The organism is Neobacillus drentensis, assembly GCF_036962125.1.
Classification (GTDB): domain Bacteria; phylum Bacillota; class Bacilli; order Bacillales; family Cytobacillaceae; genus Neobacillus; species Neobacillus drentensis_B.
Genome location: NZ_JBALOA010000005.1, coordinates 382,246 through 399,722, shown reverse-complemented (window position 1 = coordinate 399,722; position 17,477 = coordinate 382,246). Strand labels below are relative to the sequence as shown.

The following is a 17,477-nucleotide window of genomic DNA, read 5'->3' as shown; positions in this document are numbered from 1 at the left end:
TGCTAAGGTCGGGAGTGGAAACTTTTCAGTCTATATGATGAATGTTTCAATCTGTTCTTCACTCGCCTTCAGCTGTTTAAGCGGATCGGATGAAGTTAATTATCATTTTATACTAGTTTTCTGAATAGAGCAAGTATTTTAAAAAAACAAAATTTCTTTCTTAACAGCTATGATCTCCTTATATCATATTCCCTATTTTCTTTAACTCGGTTTCGATATACGATTTGGTATGGTCAAACCCAATTATGGCCAAAACATTTCCGTTATGATCCGTTAAGGGAGCAAAACTTGTTTTCCATTCACCATAAATATCTTCATATAAAGGTGTGACTCCTGCTTTCCCATCCATCGCCTCAAATGCAACTTCCATCATTTCAGGAGGTCCTTCATAGATATGCCCATGTGGAAGCACGAAATCCTCACTTGCTACAATCGTTAGCATTTTATTATTATCTAAAACTTTAAAAATATAGACCCACTCAATGATTCCTTCTTGTTCACGAATTTTCGTTAATTTTTTCTGAACATTTTTATACGTCAGGTTTGATGGTGACATACTAGGATTCACTAATTCAAGGATTTCTTCTGGAAGAATGACAGTAGACGTCACAATCGCCATCGATCGTAATTGTTTATTTAGATGTTCTTCCAGTATTTTTCTTTTATTTAGAGGGGAAAGAGTTTTGTGTTGCATTTTCTCACGAATTTTTTTATATTTTCTACTCATTGTAGGTTGACTAACATCCAGTACTTTTGCTGCAAGTTTAACTGACTTATATTTATCGATTGCCATTTTAATCAATTGTTCTTCTATCATATCCACTGCTTCTTGCAGCGGCATAATGTGATGAATCATAGGAGGTTCCTTAACAGCAGCCTTTTTCGGAATATATTTGTAAACTAAACTTGAGTCTACATTCAATTCTTTACTCGTCACAACGATTCGTTCAATCGTATTTTCTAATTGCCGGACATTTCCCGGCCAATCGTATATAGATAATAAATCAATTGCATCTGGTAAAACATTGATGTTTCTATGATATAACGTATTATATTTTCCTACGAAATGATAGATTAAGTAAGGAATCTCCTCTGTTCTTTCCCTTAATGAAGGGATTTCAATTGGTACTACATTTAAACGATAATATAAATCTTCTCTAAATCGTCCCTCTCCGACCATTTTTTCTAATGATTGATTCGTTGCAGCTATTATTTGGACATCAATTTGAATCGGTTTTGAACTTCCTAATGGTGTGACTTCTTTTTCCTGTAAAATCCGAAGGAGCTTTACTTGCAAGTTCAGTGGTAATTCTGCAATTTCATCGAGGAAAATGATTCCTTCATTTGCTAATTCAAATTTTCCGGGAGCACCATTTTTGTTTGCACCACTAAATGCCCCACCCACATACCCGAATAATTCACTTTCTAATAAATTTTCCGGTATGGCACCACAGTTTACCGCAATAAAAGGTTTAGACCTCCTATTTCCTAATTGATGAATGGTTTTAGCAAACATTTCTTTCCCTACACCAGATTCCCCTAATAAGAGAACTGTGGTTGAAACTTTTGAAACCATTTCTATTGTGTGAAATACATCTTTCATTTTCTGACTATGGACGACCATTGAGGGGGTATGTTTTATATCCGGCTCAGCAGTTATTTCTATGGAATCCATTAAACGATCGGAGATACTTTTTAATCCCCATACCATTAACTCTTCATTAATACCATTTGATTGGAACACGGTTATGAGAATCGTGTTGCCATTCCAAGCCTTTAATTGAAGAGAGTTTGCCTCTTTATTTAATAATTGTAAAATGGGATCACCAAAAAATGAAATCTCCTCTAATTCAGTAAATGTTCTACCAATCATTAAGGTTGTGTTTGTTGACCAAAAGTTTTTCAGTTTTCCACCTAGAAATAAAATTGTTCCCTTTCCATTGGTTACAATTATTTCATCGTAAATGGATAGAAGACTAGATTGAAAAGCTTGAAGTAGTTGATCATTAGTCAAAATCATAGACATCACACATTTAACCCTTCATTCAATAGATTTTAAAATTTTAGATTATTCAAAATAAATTATTTCATATTTGAATAAAGAATTCAAATTTGAATTTAACAAATACTATCAAATTTTTTAAAATATTAGATTGTGGCTATTTTGTGAACGTTTTCAATTTGGCATAAAACTTGCTAATAGTTATAACAGAGACTTAGAAAAGAGGAGGTCAATAGAACTGGCAATATATATTACCTGAACGGCAAGTAAAATAATCTCATTTTCTTCTATTCAATCTGAAAATGAGATTATTTTTTAAAAATTAAAGGGGGAATTTTTCATGTACAAATCTACTAAACTGGATTTATTTCCATATCCTTTTCGGAACATTAAAGAAGGTACCAACTATCGGTATTCAAATGACTTAAAAAAACTTGAAAAGCATGAACAAAATTGTGTTGTTATAACACCAGAATATGTAAAACAAATAAAAAGAAAAAGGGAATTACTGAATGAACAACCTGAAGTAAGATTCCAATCCTATCCACATACAATGGAAATGCAATGGGAAGTAGCAGAGATGCTGATTAATATGGCGGTTGAACGCTACCCAGAGCATTTCCAAGTAGAAAAGAATGGGAATCACTGGACTTTTCATAATTTAATCTTAAATGAAACGGAATCTTTTATATTTGGTGATGCATCTAGCATTAAACTTGAGCCGCTGGATTTAATTGGCCGTCATTTCGCCACTGACTTTGTATTAATGGTTCTTCGGGATGACAATCTTTATTTAGAAGTTGCTCAAGAATCTTATGCAGCATTATTCTCCCCTCACTGGAATAAAGGGATGTCCTTTGACGAGATTCATGGACCTGTACCATTTGTGTCACGCACAGGTGTACCACTGGCTGAAAGAGTTCGTAATTTCTTAATGCGCAATGTTTTACCAGGTGAGCCATGGACCAGAATCAACTGGAATTTGATGGCAAACCGTTGGGATGTAAATTATGAAACATTTGATACATGGGGACCAACACGCTCCCTAGTCACTCCAGAAAATGCCGGTAAACTAGTAAGACTTCGTGTAGAAGAACAATTTTTCTATCGTATGCCAAGGAGTAATGCGATTTTGTTCGTACTAAATACTCAATTCCTGCCAATGGAAGATTTGGCATTAAAACCAGAATGGCTTGAGCAAACATACTCTATTCTCTCAGATATTCCGAAACCAATGGCTGATTATAAAGGATTTACCCCGTTTATCGAACCTACAGTAGAATATTTGAAAAACTTGGTTGAAAAAGTAAAATTACAAACAAACTAGGGTGCAATGATTGGAGGTATGTAAAGTGGTATACAACAGCCCGGTATTATTCGATCAATCAAAAACAATTGTAGATAGATTCACAGTAAGACATGATAGGAGAAAATTACTGATTATTTCTGCTGAACCAAGAGAAGCAGGAACAATTCAACAATTTACGAATGAAATAAATGACCAAATAGAATATGAACTTATCAAAATCAATGATGAATTACAAATAAAAAATATTAACGAAGACTTAGATCGTCAAAAAATGGGAACACAGCTTTATATTTCAGCTAAATGGGATGATGCGGTTGCTATTTTTTCAGCAGCGATTGAGGCTGGGTTTTCAGAAGAAGGAATTCAAACACTTATTTTTGGCGAGAAGAAGCGTTATGTATATTGTATGAAATGCTATCATTTACAGGAAGTTGAGCCTAAAGAAACAGATACCATTTGTTACCATTGCCAAATCAGTTTAGAAATTGGACCATTCTTCTCCATAGAACGAAAAGGATATATCGGATATCCTTACAACCCTGCTTTCGTAACATTAACTTAAAAGTTACGTGAGAAGTAAAAAATAGAATTATAGTCATAGGATGGGAGTGATGTTTATGAGAGCATTCGGAAAGATTAAAGTTTATGTAGGAAAAATAGTAGAGGAAACAAAAACGGTAAAGCGCTTCCACTTGCATCCGGTTGATATTGATTTACTGCCTTCATTTACTGGTGGTTCTCATATCGCTACATATGTAACTAGTGGCCATGGCGTAATTGAAAGAAATTACTCACTTGTCAGCCATCCAACTGACCGTACTCAATATGCAATTGCAATTCGGAAGGATGACTCTTCAAGAGGTGGTTCCGTTTATTGGCATGAACAGATCAAAGTGGGCGATCATTTAGAAATCAGTTGGCCTAAAAATCATTTCCCGTTAGCTTTTAAATCGGCTAAACATCATGTATTTTATGCAGCTGGAATCGGTATTACTCCATTTATGACCATGATGGAGGATTTAACAGCAGAATGTAAATCATTTGAATTACATTATTCTGCAAGAACGAAAGAAGATTGTGCTTTTTATGATGAGTTGCAGGCAAAATATCCTGGTAAATGTCACTTCTATTTTTCAAGAACAGAAAAACCTACTAAAATGACACCTGTAACCTTGGCGGAACATCGGATTGGCACACATGTGTATTTCTGTGGACCCAATTCAATGGTGAAAGAATACAAGGAAGCAGCGGACTCATACGGTTACCCAAGTCATTCCATTCACTTTGAATTATTTGCCACAACTGATGAGGGAATGAAAAATCCTTTTGTCGTAAAATTAGCGAACAGCGGTTATCAGGTGGAAGTTTCTGAAGAAGAAACGTTATTAGAAGCATTATTAAAAGCTGGGGTAGAAGCTCCCTATTCTTGTAAGGTAGGTGGATGTGGTAGCTGCGAAGTACAAGTAGTTGAAGGTGAAGTTGATCATCGAGATCACTTCTACAAAGATGAAGAAAGACATACGAAGAACGTTATTTTAACATGTTGCTCGAGAGCAAAAGAACTTGAAAAAGAGCTCATTTTAGAACTATAATAGTGACTTTTTTTCTGTAATAGATTCATAATTTTTCAGCTTTGGGATCTAAAAAACGCTGAGGCGTAAAAAATAGGAGGCAATTCTTATGACAACAACCACTCAAGTTTTAGAATTAAAGATGCTTATCAATGGTGAATGGAGACTTTCTAGTAATCCAGATACCAATAAGGTAATTAATCCAGCAAATGGTGAATTAATTGCGATCGCTCCTAGAGCAACAATTGAAGAAACCAAAGAAGCCATTAAAGCGGCAAAAGAAACGTTTGAAAGTGGGGTATGGTCTAAGCTAAGTGCCCAAGAACGTGCGGATTACCTATTGAAAATTGCAGATAAAATTGATGAAAAACACGATGAACTAGTAGAACTTGAGGTAAAAGATAATGGAAAAATTAAAGCCGAGGCTGATATTGATATAAGTGATGCTGCCTCTTGTTTCCGTTATTATGCAGGCCTAATTAGGACTCCTGATGGACAAACATATCATGTTGCCGATCCAATGCAAGCGATGGTCGTACGTGAACCAGTAGGGGTTACAGGGTTAATTGTTCCTTGGAATTTCCCGTTCCTAATGAGTGTTTGGAAATTTGCTCCTGCGTTAGCTGCTGGAAATACGATAGTGTATAAGCCAGCTGAAGTAACTCCAATAACTGCGACGAAATTAGTTGAAATTATTGAAGAGGTTGGTGTCCCGAAAGGTGTAGTCAATTTGGTATTAGGAAAAGGCTCTGTAATTGGCGAGGTAATAGCAGCAAGCCATGATGTAGATATGGTTTCATTTACAGGTAGCACTGAGGTAGGAAGAAGCATTATGCGTAACGCTGCAGGCAATTTGAAAAAAATCTCCCTTGAATTAGGTGGAAAGTCACCGAATATCATATTTGCTGATGCTGATTTTGAAGCTGCTGTTGATCATGCATTACTTGGCATTTTCTATGGCTCAGGGCAAGTATGTTCTGCCGGAAGCCGAATTATTGTCGAAGAAAGCATTTACAATCAATTCGTTAAAGAGTTCGTTAGACGCGCCAAAAATATCAAAGTTGGGCCTGGATTAGAAGAAGGTTCCGAAATGGGTGCTATTGTAAGTGAAGCACAGCTCAATACTATTCTAGAATATATCGAAATTGGCAAAAAGGAAGGCGCAACATTAGCATGCGGTGGAAATCGTCTTACGGAAAATGGTTTAGATAAAGGATTCTTTGTTGAACCAACCGTATTCATTGATGTATCTTCAGAGATGAGGATCGTGAAAGAAGAAATCTTCGGACCTGTTGCAGTTATTCAAAAATTCAAGGATGAGGAGGAAGCAATTAAACTGGCAAATGACACAATCTATGGTCTTGCCGGCGGCGTATTCACTTCAGATGGGGCAAAAGCACTGCGTGTGATTAAACAAGTACGTGCTGGTATTACTTGGATTAACGCTTATGGACCAACCTACAATGAAGCGCCATGGCATGGCTATAAACAAAGCGGCATCGGTTCAAGCCTTGGAACATTTGGATTAGATGAATTCCAAGAAGTGAAACAAATTAACATAAATCTTGCTGTTGGACCAACAGGCTGGTTTTCAGACAACGGTAAATAACTATTAAAATTAAATAACTTTCTAACTAAGTAAAGGTTTATGAATATTTGTATAATTATAAATTAGTACAGTACTGGCAAATAGAATTTAACTACTATTTAAAGGAGGCTCAAAAACATGCAAGAAAATCAGAACAAAACAATTGGTGGATCCGTAATAGAACATCATGATAGTGATGCTGCTCAGCTGGCATCGCTTGGATATAAATCTGAATTTCGCCGCGATATGAGTCCATGGGCAAACTTTTCGCTTGGGTTCACTTATCTATCTCCTGTAGTAGGTGTGTACACACTATTTGCATACGCACTTGCGGTTGGTGGACCGCCAATGATTTGGAGTTTTGTTGTTGTTGGACTCGGACAATTACTTGTCGCACTTATCTTTAGTGAGATTGTTGCGCAATACCCTGTTTCAGGTGGAGTTTATCCTTGGGCCCGAAGATTATGGGGACGAAAGTGGGCTTGGATGACTGGCTGGGTATATTTAATAGCTTTGCTTGTGACGATTGCCAGTGTTGTTTACGGAGCTGGACCTTTTCTAGGACAAATTTTAGGTTTTCAAGCATCTGTGAACTCCACGATAATATGTGCTTTAATCATTCTTGTACTTGCGACTATCATCAATTTTCTTGGAACAAAGGTTCTTGCAACTGCAGCCATTATTGGTTTTGCTGCTGAGATTATTGGTGCGCTTGTAGTTGGTGGCTGGTTGCTATTAACAGAAAGACATCACGGTCTTAACGTGCTCTTTGATGCTTTTGGTACTCAGGGTAGTGGCAGCTATTTTATTGCATTTGCAGCAGCTTCATTAATTGGAATTTTTCAATATTATGGGTTCGAAGCTTGTGGAGATGTAGCTGAAGAAGTACCGAATCCGGGTGTTCTTATCCCGAAGGCAATGCGTCGGACGATTTACATTGGCGGTGCTGCGGCAACTTTTGTTTGCGTTTCTTTAATCCTTGCCGTTGCTGATATCCCAGCAGTTATAGCTGGTGAGGACATCAACCCTGTTGATACAATACTAAACGATGCATTTGGCCCTATTGGAGCAAAAATTGTATTGGGTATTGTAGTTATTTCTTTCCTATCATGTGCAATGAGTTTACAGGCGGCAGCAAGCAGACTTGCTTATTCGTATGGACGTGATGATATGATCGTAGGAAGCCAATTGTTAAAGAAGTTTTCCGCTACTCGTCACATCCCACCATATGCACTTCTTCTTGCGGCATTTGCTCCTGCCATCATTGTGCTTGGATCAAAAGTGTCTACAGATGCGATCACTAAGATAGTAAGTTTTGCAGCATTTGGAATTTATCTTGGATTCCAAATGGTTGTCCTTGCTGCACTTCGAGCTAGACTTAAAGGATGGAAGCCAAGTGGTAAGTATCAGTTAGGCAAGTGGGGACTGCCTATCAATATTGGTGCACTTGTTTACGGTATTATCGCTATGATTAACATGTGCTGGCCAAGAACACCAGATGCACCGTGGTATGATAACTATATCGTGCTCATTTCAGGCGTGGTAGTTGTTGTTACTGGATTAATGTATATGATGATTCATCGCAGCTATGGACATAGCAGTATGCCGTATAATGATGCAATACCGAAAAGATATATCTCGGAGCAAAACGAGCCCAAAGACATATCAATGTAGGATTTATGGTAACTCAATTTTGAATAGGTTACTGAAAAATCCAAAGTGTTTAAACTTTATAGATTATACTAAACAAGGTCGACGGTAGACTACTCCGATTTTCGGATTGGTCTACTGTCTAAAAGGTTCCTTCCCCTGACCTTAAGTGCTAAAAAGTAAACACCGCACGCGTGAAGGATTCACCGTGCGGTTAATCATGAAAGTAATGAAAAAGCCCCTTGAATTCAAAGAAGGCAACTCAAGTTAGTTGCCTTCTTTGTTATTGAGTTCCGAGATAAATTTTCCCTTACCCCAAGTATGAGGCAAAATGTGAATAACCGTGTCCAGAAAGTAAACCAGCTACAGTTAGATAATTATTGGTTAAATCGGCCACGTTGGCGAAGTAACTCCCGGTATAAGTTCGGATCTTTTTCAAATGCAGCACGCCCATGAAGCCAGAAAATATTATTGATCGCGACAAGATTTCCAACTGGTAGTTCCAATTCAATTACATGTTCATCATTTTCCAGTGAACTAGAAAGATCACGAAGATATTTTGCTTGCTCAATGGTATCAGGATAAACAAATTGATCGATAAAACAAATACCAGGCTTGTTATTATGATTGAAGAAAGTTAATCTTTCAATCTCTTGATCAATGTTTTTACTTTTTGGGGCTTTATACTTAAATTTATGATTCGCTAACGGATTTTTGACATATTTGTCAATATCATTCCAGTCATCAAGATGCAATAAACGTGATTCACCACCACGGGCATTTTGTTCCACCATCTTCATCATTATAAGCCAATCTGTCGGCTCATCCACAAACGTACCATCTGTATGAAGTGTAAATAACCGATATGCCTGACGAAGGTAAGAGTCGCTGCTATCCGTATCTTTTACAGTGAAGCGTGCATAATACTTTCCCGACATTGCATCATGATTTGGAGATCCCAACAAATAAGAAATAGCAGTTGAAAAAATTACATAATCGTCAGTATTTTCAGTAACATCTTCTAAGCCAATAGTAAAACCCCCGGATTGTCGGTCATGTAAAATGCTCCGAAGAAGTTCAGCAAACTCTTCACCTACTTGATTCAATAGATAAGAAGCAATAATATGGCGAGCATATGGTGTGTATTCCAAATGCTGAACAGATATATCGTCCTGTTTTACTGCTTCCAAAAAATTAGAAAGTGCATTTGTTGAAATATTAATGTGATATAATCGGTCACTTTGTGGATGCGCTTTAATCTCATAAGCTTGTGTTTTTTTAACAAATTTTAATGATTTCTTTTCGAGAACATTCATCAATAAAACCTCCTGAATAATGATTAATTTGTCTGTTATCCACTTGAAAACAAAAATAGCCAGTTATTCTGCTCAATAAAGACGCAGTATAACTGGCTATTATCTACCTTATTGCCCTACATTAATAGAGTCATAGTAAATTTCACAGTTTTTTATTAAATTAATTTCCAAGTTTATAACGAACATTATCCACGTTTTTGAAAGGTTGACTATTCAAAAGGCGAATATACATTTTATTATCTATTAAAATATTAATCTAATATTTCAATTATGTCAATATTTATAATACTTAATTATTTAACTGATTTGATCTCATTTTTTTGCTGGTGATAGTAGAGAGAAAGGTCTTTAAGAGCAGCAATCAGCGCATTTGTTGCTTTCCCGCGGTAATAATATTGAATATACTCAACATGTTTGTCAATTTCCTCATTCAAACTGATTCCCTTCAGTAAATTGCCAATGAATTCTCTCCCATGCTCCGTTGCAAGTGTACATGATGCTTCTAATATAACTCCATATTTAGTATCTACTTCTGCTGTAATCGTTAATGTATCAAATACACTTTTCGCTGCCATCCCCTGGGGCAATCTTGCATGGCCAGCAATAAACATGACATTTGGATTTACCATAAATTTCTCCCTAAATTAAAATTTTTATTTGGCCTTACAAACACCTGCTTTTAAAATGCAACAGACATTTTTAAATGAGATTGAACCGGAATTCGATTGACGACTTCCTTTCCAATTTCAATCGAAGCCGTTGCGGCAGGAGAAGGCGCATTACATACATGAACACTGCTCTCACCTAGTATAATATGGAAGTCATCAACCATGACCCCATTATTTTTCAAGGCTTGTGCACGTACCCCCGCTGGTGCAGGAACTAAATCATCTGCTCGAATTTCAGGAATTAATTGCTGAAGGCTTTCAACAAATTTCGCTTTGCTTACAGAACGAACCATTTCATCAATGCCCTCTTTCATAAATCCACTTGCAAGCTTCCAAAAGCCAGGATACCCCATTACTTCTGCAAAATCCTTTAGATTGAAATCAGTCTTTTTGTAACCTTCGCGTTTAAAACTTAAGACTGCATTCGGCCCTGCATCTACTTCTCCGCTAATCATTCGTGTAAAGTGAACTCCAAGGAAAGGAAACTTAGGGTTAGGGACCGGATAGATTAAGTGCTTAACAAGGTATCTTTTTTCTGGTTTTAATTTAAAATATTCGCCGCGAAAAGGTACAATTTTCATATCTGTTTTGTATCCAGCAGCTTTTGCTACGCGATCACTTTGTAAACCTGCACAGTTGATAACTAGACGGGCTTTATACGTTTGCTTATTCGTTTCAATCAACACTTCGCCTTTTTTCTCATTTATTTTTTCCACTCTCGTTCCTAGCTTGATTTCACCTCCATGTTGCAATATAATTTCGGAGAATTTTTCGCTCACTTGACGATAATTAACTATTCCTGCCATCGGAACACGAATCGCACCCACCCCATTGACATGAGGTTCAATTTCCTTTAACTGTCCATCGCTGATCTTTTGAATGGCCAATTCATTTTCAAGACCACGTGAAAATAAGTTATCAAGAAGCGACAATTCTTCTTGCTTAGTGGCTACAATTACTTTACCGCAGATATCATGTTCTATATCATGCTTTCGGCAAAATTCTATCATCGAACGGCTTCCCGCTTTAGCAAAACGCGCTTTAAAACTCCCTGGCTTATAATAAATCCCTGAATGGATAACACCGCTGTTATGGCCCGTTTGATGATCCGCTAACACATTTTCCTTCTCTAGCACTAGGACTTTCGCATTCGGATAACGATCATAAAGTGCCATTCCCGTTGACAATCCCACAATTCCTCCACCAATTATTGCAAAATCATACATACTTTTCTCCTCAATTGTTGATTATTTTTTCTTTTTTCAATATTTTTAAAAATAGCTTTTCCATCTGAGAGATACAGCAGATAGAAAAGCCAAATATTCTTCAATACAAATTTTAATTAAAATGACAAAGTAATTTGCTATTCCCCTGAAGCATGAAAAGTTGTTTTCGAGGCAACGGCAGCCTTGTTTCTCCGCAATAAAAAGAATGTAATAATAACAAACGCTGTAATTGCAAAGGTTGAGATAGTTGCATGCGCCAAATCTTTTCCAGCGAAAAACATTGCAACTAATGTTACGACTAAAAGTAAGATTACCGCATAAGAAAGATATGGGAATAGCCACATTTTAATCGGATAGTACTTATCTTTATCACGATTACGCAGGCGGATCTGTGACATTGCAATTATCAAATAGACTAGCAGGCAAATTGCACCTGCAGCATTCGCAATAAAACCAAATAAATCAATTTTAATATCCACAAATTTTAGGATTACTGCAATATATGCAAACAATGTACTAGCCCACACCGCTCGTACTGGTACACCACTTTTATTCAATTTTGCAAAATATCTTGGGGCATCTCCTTCTAACGCAAGAGAAAATAACATCCTTGAATTTGTGTAAAGAGCTGAATTTAAACATGAAAGCACTGAAGTTAACACAACAATCTGAACGATTGTACCTGCATATGGAATGCCAAGAGTGTCAAATATAGATGCAAAGGGGTTTTGTAATTTAGCGGCATCAGATGCCGGAATCAGCATTGAGATAACCAATATCGACCCTATATAAAAAACTAAAATTCTCCAAACAACACTGTTAATTACTGTATGAACTGCCTTTTTAGGGTTTTCGGACTCATTGACAGCAATTACGCCGATTTCTGTGCCGAAGAAGGCAAACATGATAAATAACATACCTAGTAAGATAGAGTTTATGCCTTTTGGCATAAAGCCACCGTTAGCTTCATTTAGAAGATTCGTAAACCCAGGAGAATCAACACTCGGAAAAATTCCTATTATCACCATTATGCCTAAAACTAGGAAAACAATAATAGCCGCTACTTTAATAATCGCAAACCAATATTCAAATTCTCCATAGGATTTAACTGACACTAAATTTGTAAGTGTGAGCAGCAATGTTAACACTAAACTGGTTAGCCATTCAGCGGACATACTTGGAATCAAACTATGCAAAAGACTAGCTCCAACCGAAGCCTCTAACGCTATAATATACATCCAGAAAAAATAATACAGCCAACCTATTGAATAACCAGCAGCGGGTCCAAATGCTTCAGTTGCATACGCCTTGAAAGACCCAGGTACTCCGACACGTACACTTGCCATTTCTCCCAACATTCTCATTACCAAAACAACTAGAATTCCAGCAGTTAAGTAAGATATTATTACAGCCGGACCATATTTATTAATATCTAGACCACTGCCAATAAAAAGTCCAGCCCCAATGACACCACCAATTGATATCATTGTAATATGCCTTTGCTTAAGACTACCTTGTAACTTTGTTGGATTCCCCAAACATACCAACTCCTTTAAATTGCTAAATTTATTTTTCTGAACAGTTAGATTCTTGCATTAAGAAATCATTGTTACATATCTGGTCTTGAGAAAATATTTTAGTTCATTTAGCTGATATGCTACTTTTGGCACAGAGAGATTATCAGATATTTTTGTTTGTTTCTGTAATTTTAAAAGATTCAGAAATTTAACGAAGCAGACATGTAAAGATTTAATCCTTCACCTTCCTGGACTACATTTTTGTGGTAATTGCCACTGTTTTATAAGATGTAAAAAACTCAATTGCAGCTTGTCCTTGTTCACGGGTACCGGAGCTGGATTCTTTCATTCCACCAAATGGTGCTTGCATAGATTGCTTCCTCAACATAAACTCTCTAGTTGAAGTGCATCGCTGCCCTGTCTGTTTCATACTTGCTTCAACTGTCAGCTTTGCTGCTAAATCAATGTCCGCATCCTTCAAAACAACCACAGGATTCTTCCCGCCAAGCTCCAGTTGGTATTTTTGCTTGTTGCACTGCTTCTTTTACATCTTCAATTGAAGAGTCTAGAGTAAATCCAATACTTTCATAAGGTTTAGCTGGATTGAAATGTTAATGTTTCTCTCCTGTTGACGATTCCGTCCAGCGACCACCAATATAATTTAAATAATTTCTCATCATTATCGTCTCTTCTATAATCAGGGCTGTTTTTTCTCCACTTCTTGAGCAATGACATTTTCCAAAATAGATAAGCCTTTCTCCAATTGTTCTTCTGTAATTGTCACAGGTGGTAAAAAGCGAAGAACATTTCCATAAACTCCAGCACTTAGGGAAATTAGCCCTTGCTTCCATGAAGCTTCAACAATATTTCCCGTCAACGCCTTATTTGGAGTTTTTGTCTCATGGTCTGTGACTAATTCAATTGCACACATTGCTCCTAAAGCACGTACTTCACCAACAACCGGGAACTTTTCCTGAAACTCACGCAATTTCGATTGAATTTTTTCGCCAATCCACGCGCTTCTTTCTACTAAATTTTCTTCTTCAATAACATTTAATACAGCTAAGCCAGCGGCACATGCTAACGGGCTTCCTGCAAAAGTTCCACCTAGTTGGCCTATTCCAGGAGCATTCATGATTTCTTTTTTTCCTGTCACTGCGCTTAATGGCATGCCGGCAGCCAGTGACTTGGACATCGTGATTAAATCAGGTTCTACGCCAAAATGTTCAATCGCAAAAAGTTTTCCAGTACGGCAAAAACCTGTTTGTATTTCATCTGCAATGAAAAGAATATTATTTTCTTCACAAATCCGTTTCAGTCCTTGAACGAAACGAGCAGAAGGAACAATAAAACCACCTTCTCCTTGTACCGGTTCCATGATAATGGCTCCAATTGCTTCTGGTGAAGCTTCGGCTAGGAAGAAATCTTTAAACTTGTTAAGAATTTGATCATCTATTTGCTCATTAGTCATGCTATCTTCACTGCGGTAATAGTAAGGGTAAGGCATACGATAGGTTTCGTTTGCGAAAGGACCGAAGCCTTTTTTATATGGTTCAACTTTACTTGTCAAGCTTAATGTTAATAATGTGCGGCCGTGATATGCACGGTCAAATGATACCACCCCTGGTTTTCCAGTATATTTCCTTGCGATTTTAATAGCGTTTTCTACAGCCTCAGATCCGCTATTTACAAACATTGTCTGCTTTTCAAATTTCCCTGGTGTCACTTTATTTAACTTTTCTGCTAACTCAACATAGCTTTCATAAGGAGCTACATGGAAACAGGTGTGAATAAATTTAGATAATTGGTTTTGAATAGCTTCTACTACTTTCGGATGATTGTGTCCAATGTTTTGAATACCGATTCCACCGGCAAAATCAATGTATTCTTTTCCATCAACATCTTTAATAATCGCGCCTTTAGCAGAATCGACATAAATTCCTGTCACATGATACGGACCTCTTGGAACCGCTTTCTCTCGCCTTCGCTTTAATTCAGCTGATTTATTAGCTTCTACATTCGTTACTTCTTTTACATTTACCAATGTTATCCCTCCTATTAAATATGACACTTTAACTGCAAAAAAAGAACCAATCACATTAATGAATAGAACACCTAAAAAAAGGTCTCTCATTTCATTAATCTAACTGGTTCTTAATCTAAGTTTTGCTTCGTTTCTCAACAAAGTCAATTAGATTTGGCAGTTACTTTTTAAATTTCCCAAAACTTACTTTACTCAAAATTAAAGCATATAAAACGCATTAATTTATTTTTAATTTTACAAACATTCCGAATAGTTGTCAATAATATTTTTAAATCGTCCATAATGTATCTTTCCTATACTAAAATTTTAATCATAGATATGTGCACCAGTTACAAGCCAGTGGTTAGTTATTTCGTTTGGGATTTTCATTTGTGATTCCTTTAATAGTTTATTTAATTACTTTTGATACGACGGCAAACATAATCTCAAGAAAAATGTGAATGATCATTTTGCTCCTCCTTTTTTTATAGCTATCCTAATTATGATAAAAGGATGATTTATATTTATTATCAGATTGATTTCAGACCGTACAATCTTATCGTGGTTTAGGAATCTGTTACCGTGATATCTGTCACTTTGAAAATGCTATCAATATGAAGGTTTTAAGACAAAAGAAAAAGGCTGCACATTGGCAACCTCACGTATACTTCTATTTAAGCGTAATTTCATTTTTTCGGTTTCCACCACTGGAGAGCAATAAAAAAACTCACCTTATTGATTGAATGGCACGGGTATTATTCTAACCAGTAACAACCTCTCACAATTACATCTATTTCCTCATATCCAGCTTTTTTATATACTTTTATTGCATTAGGATTATGAGCATATAAATAACTTATTGTTTTTAGTATCTTATCATTAAAATCAGTAATAAAATAAATTAATTGGCTACCATAACCCTTACCTCTTTTATCTTTTTTCGTAAATACATCATTTATCCTTGAAATATCCTCATTCTTGTACAAGGAAGCGATACAAACTAATTCTTCATCAACGTATCCACCAAACAAATAAAAATTTTCGTTATCTATCGATATTAACAGAGATTTATAACCCCACTCACCTTGTTCTTTATCCGAGCTGAGTAATTCAACTACTAATTCATCTATATTATGTAACCTTTTAAAATGCAGGGTCTGATGAATATCTATTCTTTTTTTATCTTTTTGCACAAAGAAACAAATTTCTTCTAATGATTTAATAAATCCTTTACTTTCAAAATATTGACCTACTTTACTTCATTTCTTGTGAATGTGTACACTCGTGGAGTGAAAGCTATCGATTGATAAAAACTCACAATATCCTTAATCGCGAATTCATAAACAGAATCCTCATAAAGGAATGCATGATTACTATCATAAGAAAAAGGATTATTTTTATCATAAAAGATTTTCCCATAAGGTTTTTCGATTACTTTTGATTGAATCTCTGCAAAATTATTTTCGAATTTTATTATTTTGTCTATTAACATTTTTATATTCTCCGAATTGATAAAGGTTTTATCTTCCTAAACTGTCCTAAATTATATCTTTTATCCGAGAATTTTTTCTATTCCAACAATAGACACTTGCAATTCTATTCTATCATTTCCACTGTTCCGTTAAGGTAAGTTCTTGCCCCCCGCTTAACTCTAAAACAACTTTACGATTGGAACCGACAAAAATCATTTCTTTCACCGTTCCTCTTAAAAATGCTTCATCTTCAGAAACGACTAAGGTTTCTGGACGGATCGAAACAATAACCTCCCCATTCAGACTAAACTCTTGTTTATGATCAACAGCAAATTTATGACCAAATAAATCAATAGTGGCCTTATTACCCTGTATATCAGATACCTTACCTTTCAACATATTAGTTTCTCCAATAAAATCAGCAACAAATTCCGTTTTCGGCTGATAATAGATTTCTTCAGGAGTATCTAATTGAGCTATACGGCCATCATACATGACTGCAATTCGATCACTCATCGTTAATGCTTCTTCCTGGTCATGTGTGACATAAATAAAAATAATACCTAAGGACTGTTGTAGATGCTTCAATTCCAACTGCATTTCTTTACGTAATTTCAGATATAATGCTCCAAGTGACTCATCTAACAAAACAGAAGGATTGTTTACGATTGCTCTCGCCACTGCGATACGCTGTTCCTGACCGCCAGACATTTCCCTTGGTTTTCTTGCCGAAAAGTTCTCCATTTGCACCAATTTTAGAATTTTATTAACCCGGCTTTCTCGATCATCTTTTGGGATACCTTTCATTTTCAGTCCATCCCCAACGTTTTGGCGGACAGTCATATGAGTTTAAGCATATAAAAAAACCTCCAAATATTATTATTTGGAGGCTCTGGACATAAATTTTCATTATTTCTTGGTCTCGCCCTGTTTTGTTTATAATAAGCAAAAGGTTGTGTATGTAAGAAGTCTTGTAATTTATTGAAAATGCTAATTTGGCGGGACTGCGTGGGAATCGAACCCACCAGACCTGGCACGCAGGTCTCAAGCAGTTTTGAAGACTGTGGAGGACACCAGTACCCCATTCAGCCCCATTGATGTTAATATATCAAGATGGTAAGGACTATTGAAACAC

Annotated in this window: 14 protein-coding genes, 1 tRNA gene and 1 pseudogene; 5 read left to right on the top strand and 11 right to left on the bottom strand. The window is 36.3% G+C overall.

All coding sequences use genetic code 11. The annotated features are described in order from the left end of the window. Positions 1 to 178: 178 nt before the first annotated feature. Positions 179 to 2,026, bottom strand: coding sequence for a sigma-54 interaction domain-containing protein (locus V7121_RS06330; protein ID WP_335546043.1), 1,848 nt, complete (start codon positions 2,024 to 2,026; stop codon positions 179 to 181). A 316-nt stretch (positions 2,027 to 2,342) separates the two neighbouring features. Between V7121_RS06330 and V7121_RS06325 the strand changes: the two genes are divergently transcribed. The 5 genes from V7121_RS06325 (at position 2,343) to V7121_RS06305 (ending at position 8,144) form a co-directional block, all read left to right on the top strand. After that, positions 2,343 to 3,329 carry a heme-dependent oxidative N-demethylase family protein gene (locus V7121_RS06325; RefSeq protein WP_335495207.1) on the top strand — a complete coding sequence of 329 codons (987 nt, stop codon included), beginning with the start codon at positions 2,343 to 2,345 and terminating at the stop codon, positions 3,327 to 3,329. Between the two features lie 25 nt (positions 3,330 to 3,354). Next, the gene (locus tag V7121_RS06320) at positions 3,355 to 3,873 is read left to right on the top strand and encodes a hypothetical protein (protein ID WP_335546040.1); all 519 of its coding nucleotides are present in this window, start codon (positions 3,355 to 3,357) and stop codon (positions 3,871 to 3,873) included. Positions 3,874 to 3,928: 55 nt separating this feature from the next. Continuing rightward, positions 3,929 to 4,903: a PDR/VanB family oxidoreductase gene (locus tag V7121_RS06315; RefSeq protein WP_335495210.1), complete on the top strand. Its 975-nt coding sequence runs from the start codon at positions 3,929 to 3,931 to the stop codon at positions 4,901 to 4,903. Between the two features lie 88 nt (positions 4,904 to 4,991). After that, the gene (locus V7121_RS06310; RefSeq protein WP_335495211.1) at positions 4,992 to 6,491 is read left to right on the top strand and encodes an aldehyde dehydrogenase family protein; all 1,500 of its coding nucleotides are present in this window, start codon (positions 4,992 to 4,994) and stop codon (positions 6,489 to 6,491) included. A gap of 117 nt (positions 6,492 to 6,608) precedes the next feature. Continuing rightward, positions 6,609 to 8,144: an APC family permease gene (locus V7121_RS06305; protein ID WP_335495212.1), complete on the top strand. Its 1,536-nt coding sequence runs from the start codon at positions 6,609 to 6,611 to the stop codon at positions 8,142 to 8,144. A gap of 353 nt (positions 8,145 to 8,497) precedes the next feature. Here the strand turns inward: V7121_RS06305 and glaH are convergent, their stop codons facing one another. From glaH to V7121_RS06250, 10 genes and pseudogenes are all read right to left on the bottom strand, one after another. Beyond that, entirely contained in the window at positions 8,498 to 9,436 is a 939-nt protein-coding gene (gene glaH / locus V7121_RS06300) for a glutarate dioxygenase GlaH (protein WP_335546162.1), read from the bottom strand. Between the two features lie 293 nt (positions 9,437 to 9,729). Beyond that, the gene (locus V7121_RS06295) at positions 9,730 to 10,065 is read right to left on the bottom strand and encodes a DUF3870 domain-containing protein (protein WP_335495213.1); all 336 of its coding nucleotides are present in this window, start codon (positions 10,063 to 10,065) and stop codon (positions 9,730 to 9,732) included. 50 nt (positions 10,066 to 10,115) lie between these two features. After that, a complete protein-coding gene (gene lhgO / locus V7121_RS06290) occupies positions 10,116 to 11,330 on the bottom strand; it encodes an L-2-hydroxyglutarate oxidase (protein WP_335546038.1) in 1,215 nt (404 codons plus the stop codon). Between the two features lie 137 nt (positions 11,331 to 11,467). Beyond that, positions 11,468 to 12,817 (bottom strand): amino acid permease, encoded by a 1,350-nt coding sequence (locus V7121_RS06285; protein WP_420490562.1) that lies wholly within the window; start codon positions 12,815 to 12,817, stop codon positions 11,468 to 11,470. Positions 12,818 to 13,100: 283 nt separating this feature from the next. Beyond that, positions 13,101 to 13,370: pseudogene (locus tag V7121_RS24900) on the bottom strand (aldehyde dehydrogenase family protein); the annotation flags it as partial. 174 nt (positions 13,371 to 13,544) lie between these two features. Further along, positions 13,545 to 14,891, bottom strand: coding sequence for a 4-aminobutyrate--2-oxoglutarate transaminase (gene gabT, locus V7121_RS06270; protein ID WP_335495217.1), 1,347 nt, complete (start codon positions 14,889 to 14,891; stop codon positions 13,545 to 13,547). Between the two features lie 734 nt (positions 14,892 to 15,625). Beyond that, entirely contained in the window at positions 15,626 to 16,063 is a 438-nt protein-coding gene (locus tag V7121_RS06265) for a GNAT family N-acetyltransferase (protein ID WP_335546037.1), read from the bottom strand. A 56-nt stretch (positions 16,064 to 16,119) separates the two neighbouring features. Beyond that, on the bottom strand, positions 16,120 to 16,362 hold the full coding sequence (locus V7121_RS06260; protein ID WP_335546036.1) for a hypothetical protein: 243 nt from the start codon (positions 16,360 to 16,362) through the stop codon (positions 16,120 to 16,122). A 112-nt stretch (positions 16,363 to 16,474) separates the two neighbouring features. Further along, positions 16,475 to 17,185, bottom strand: a complete 711-nt coding sequence (locus V7121_RS06255; protein WP_335546034.1) for an ABC transporter ATP-binding protein — start codon at positions 17,183 to 17,185, stop codon at positions 16,475 to 16,477. Between the two features lie 153 nt (positions 17,186 to 17,338). After that, positions 17,339 to 17,435, bottom strand: a tRNA-Sec gene (locus V7121_RS06250). Between the last annotated feature and the right edge of the window lie 42 nt (positions 17,436 to 17,477).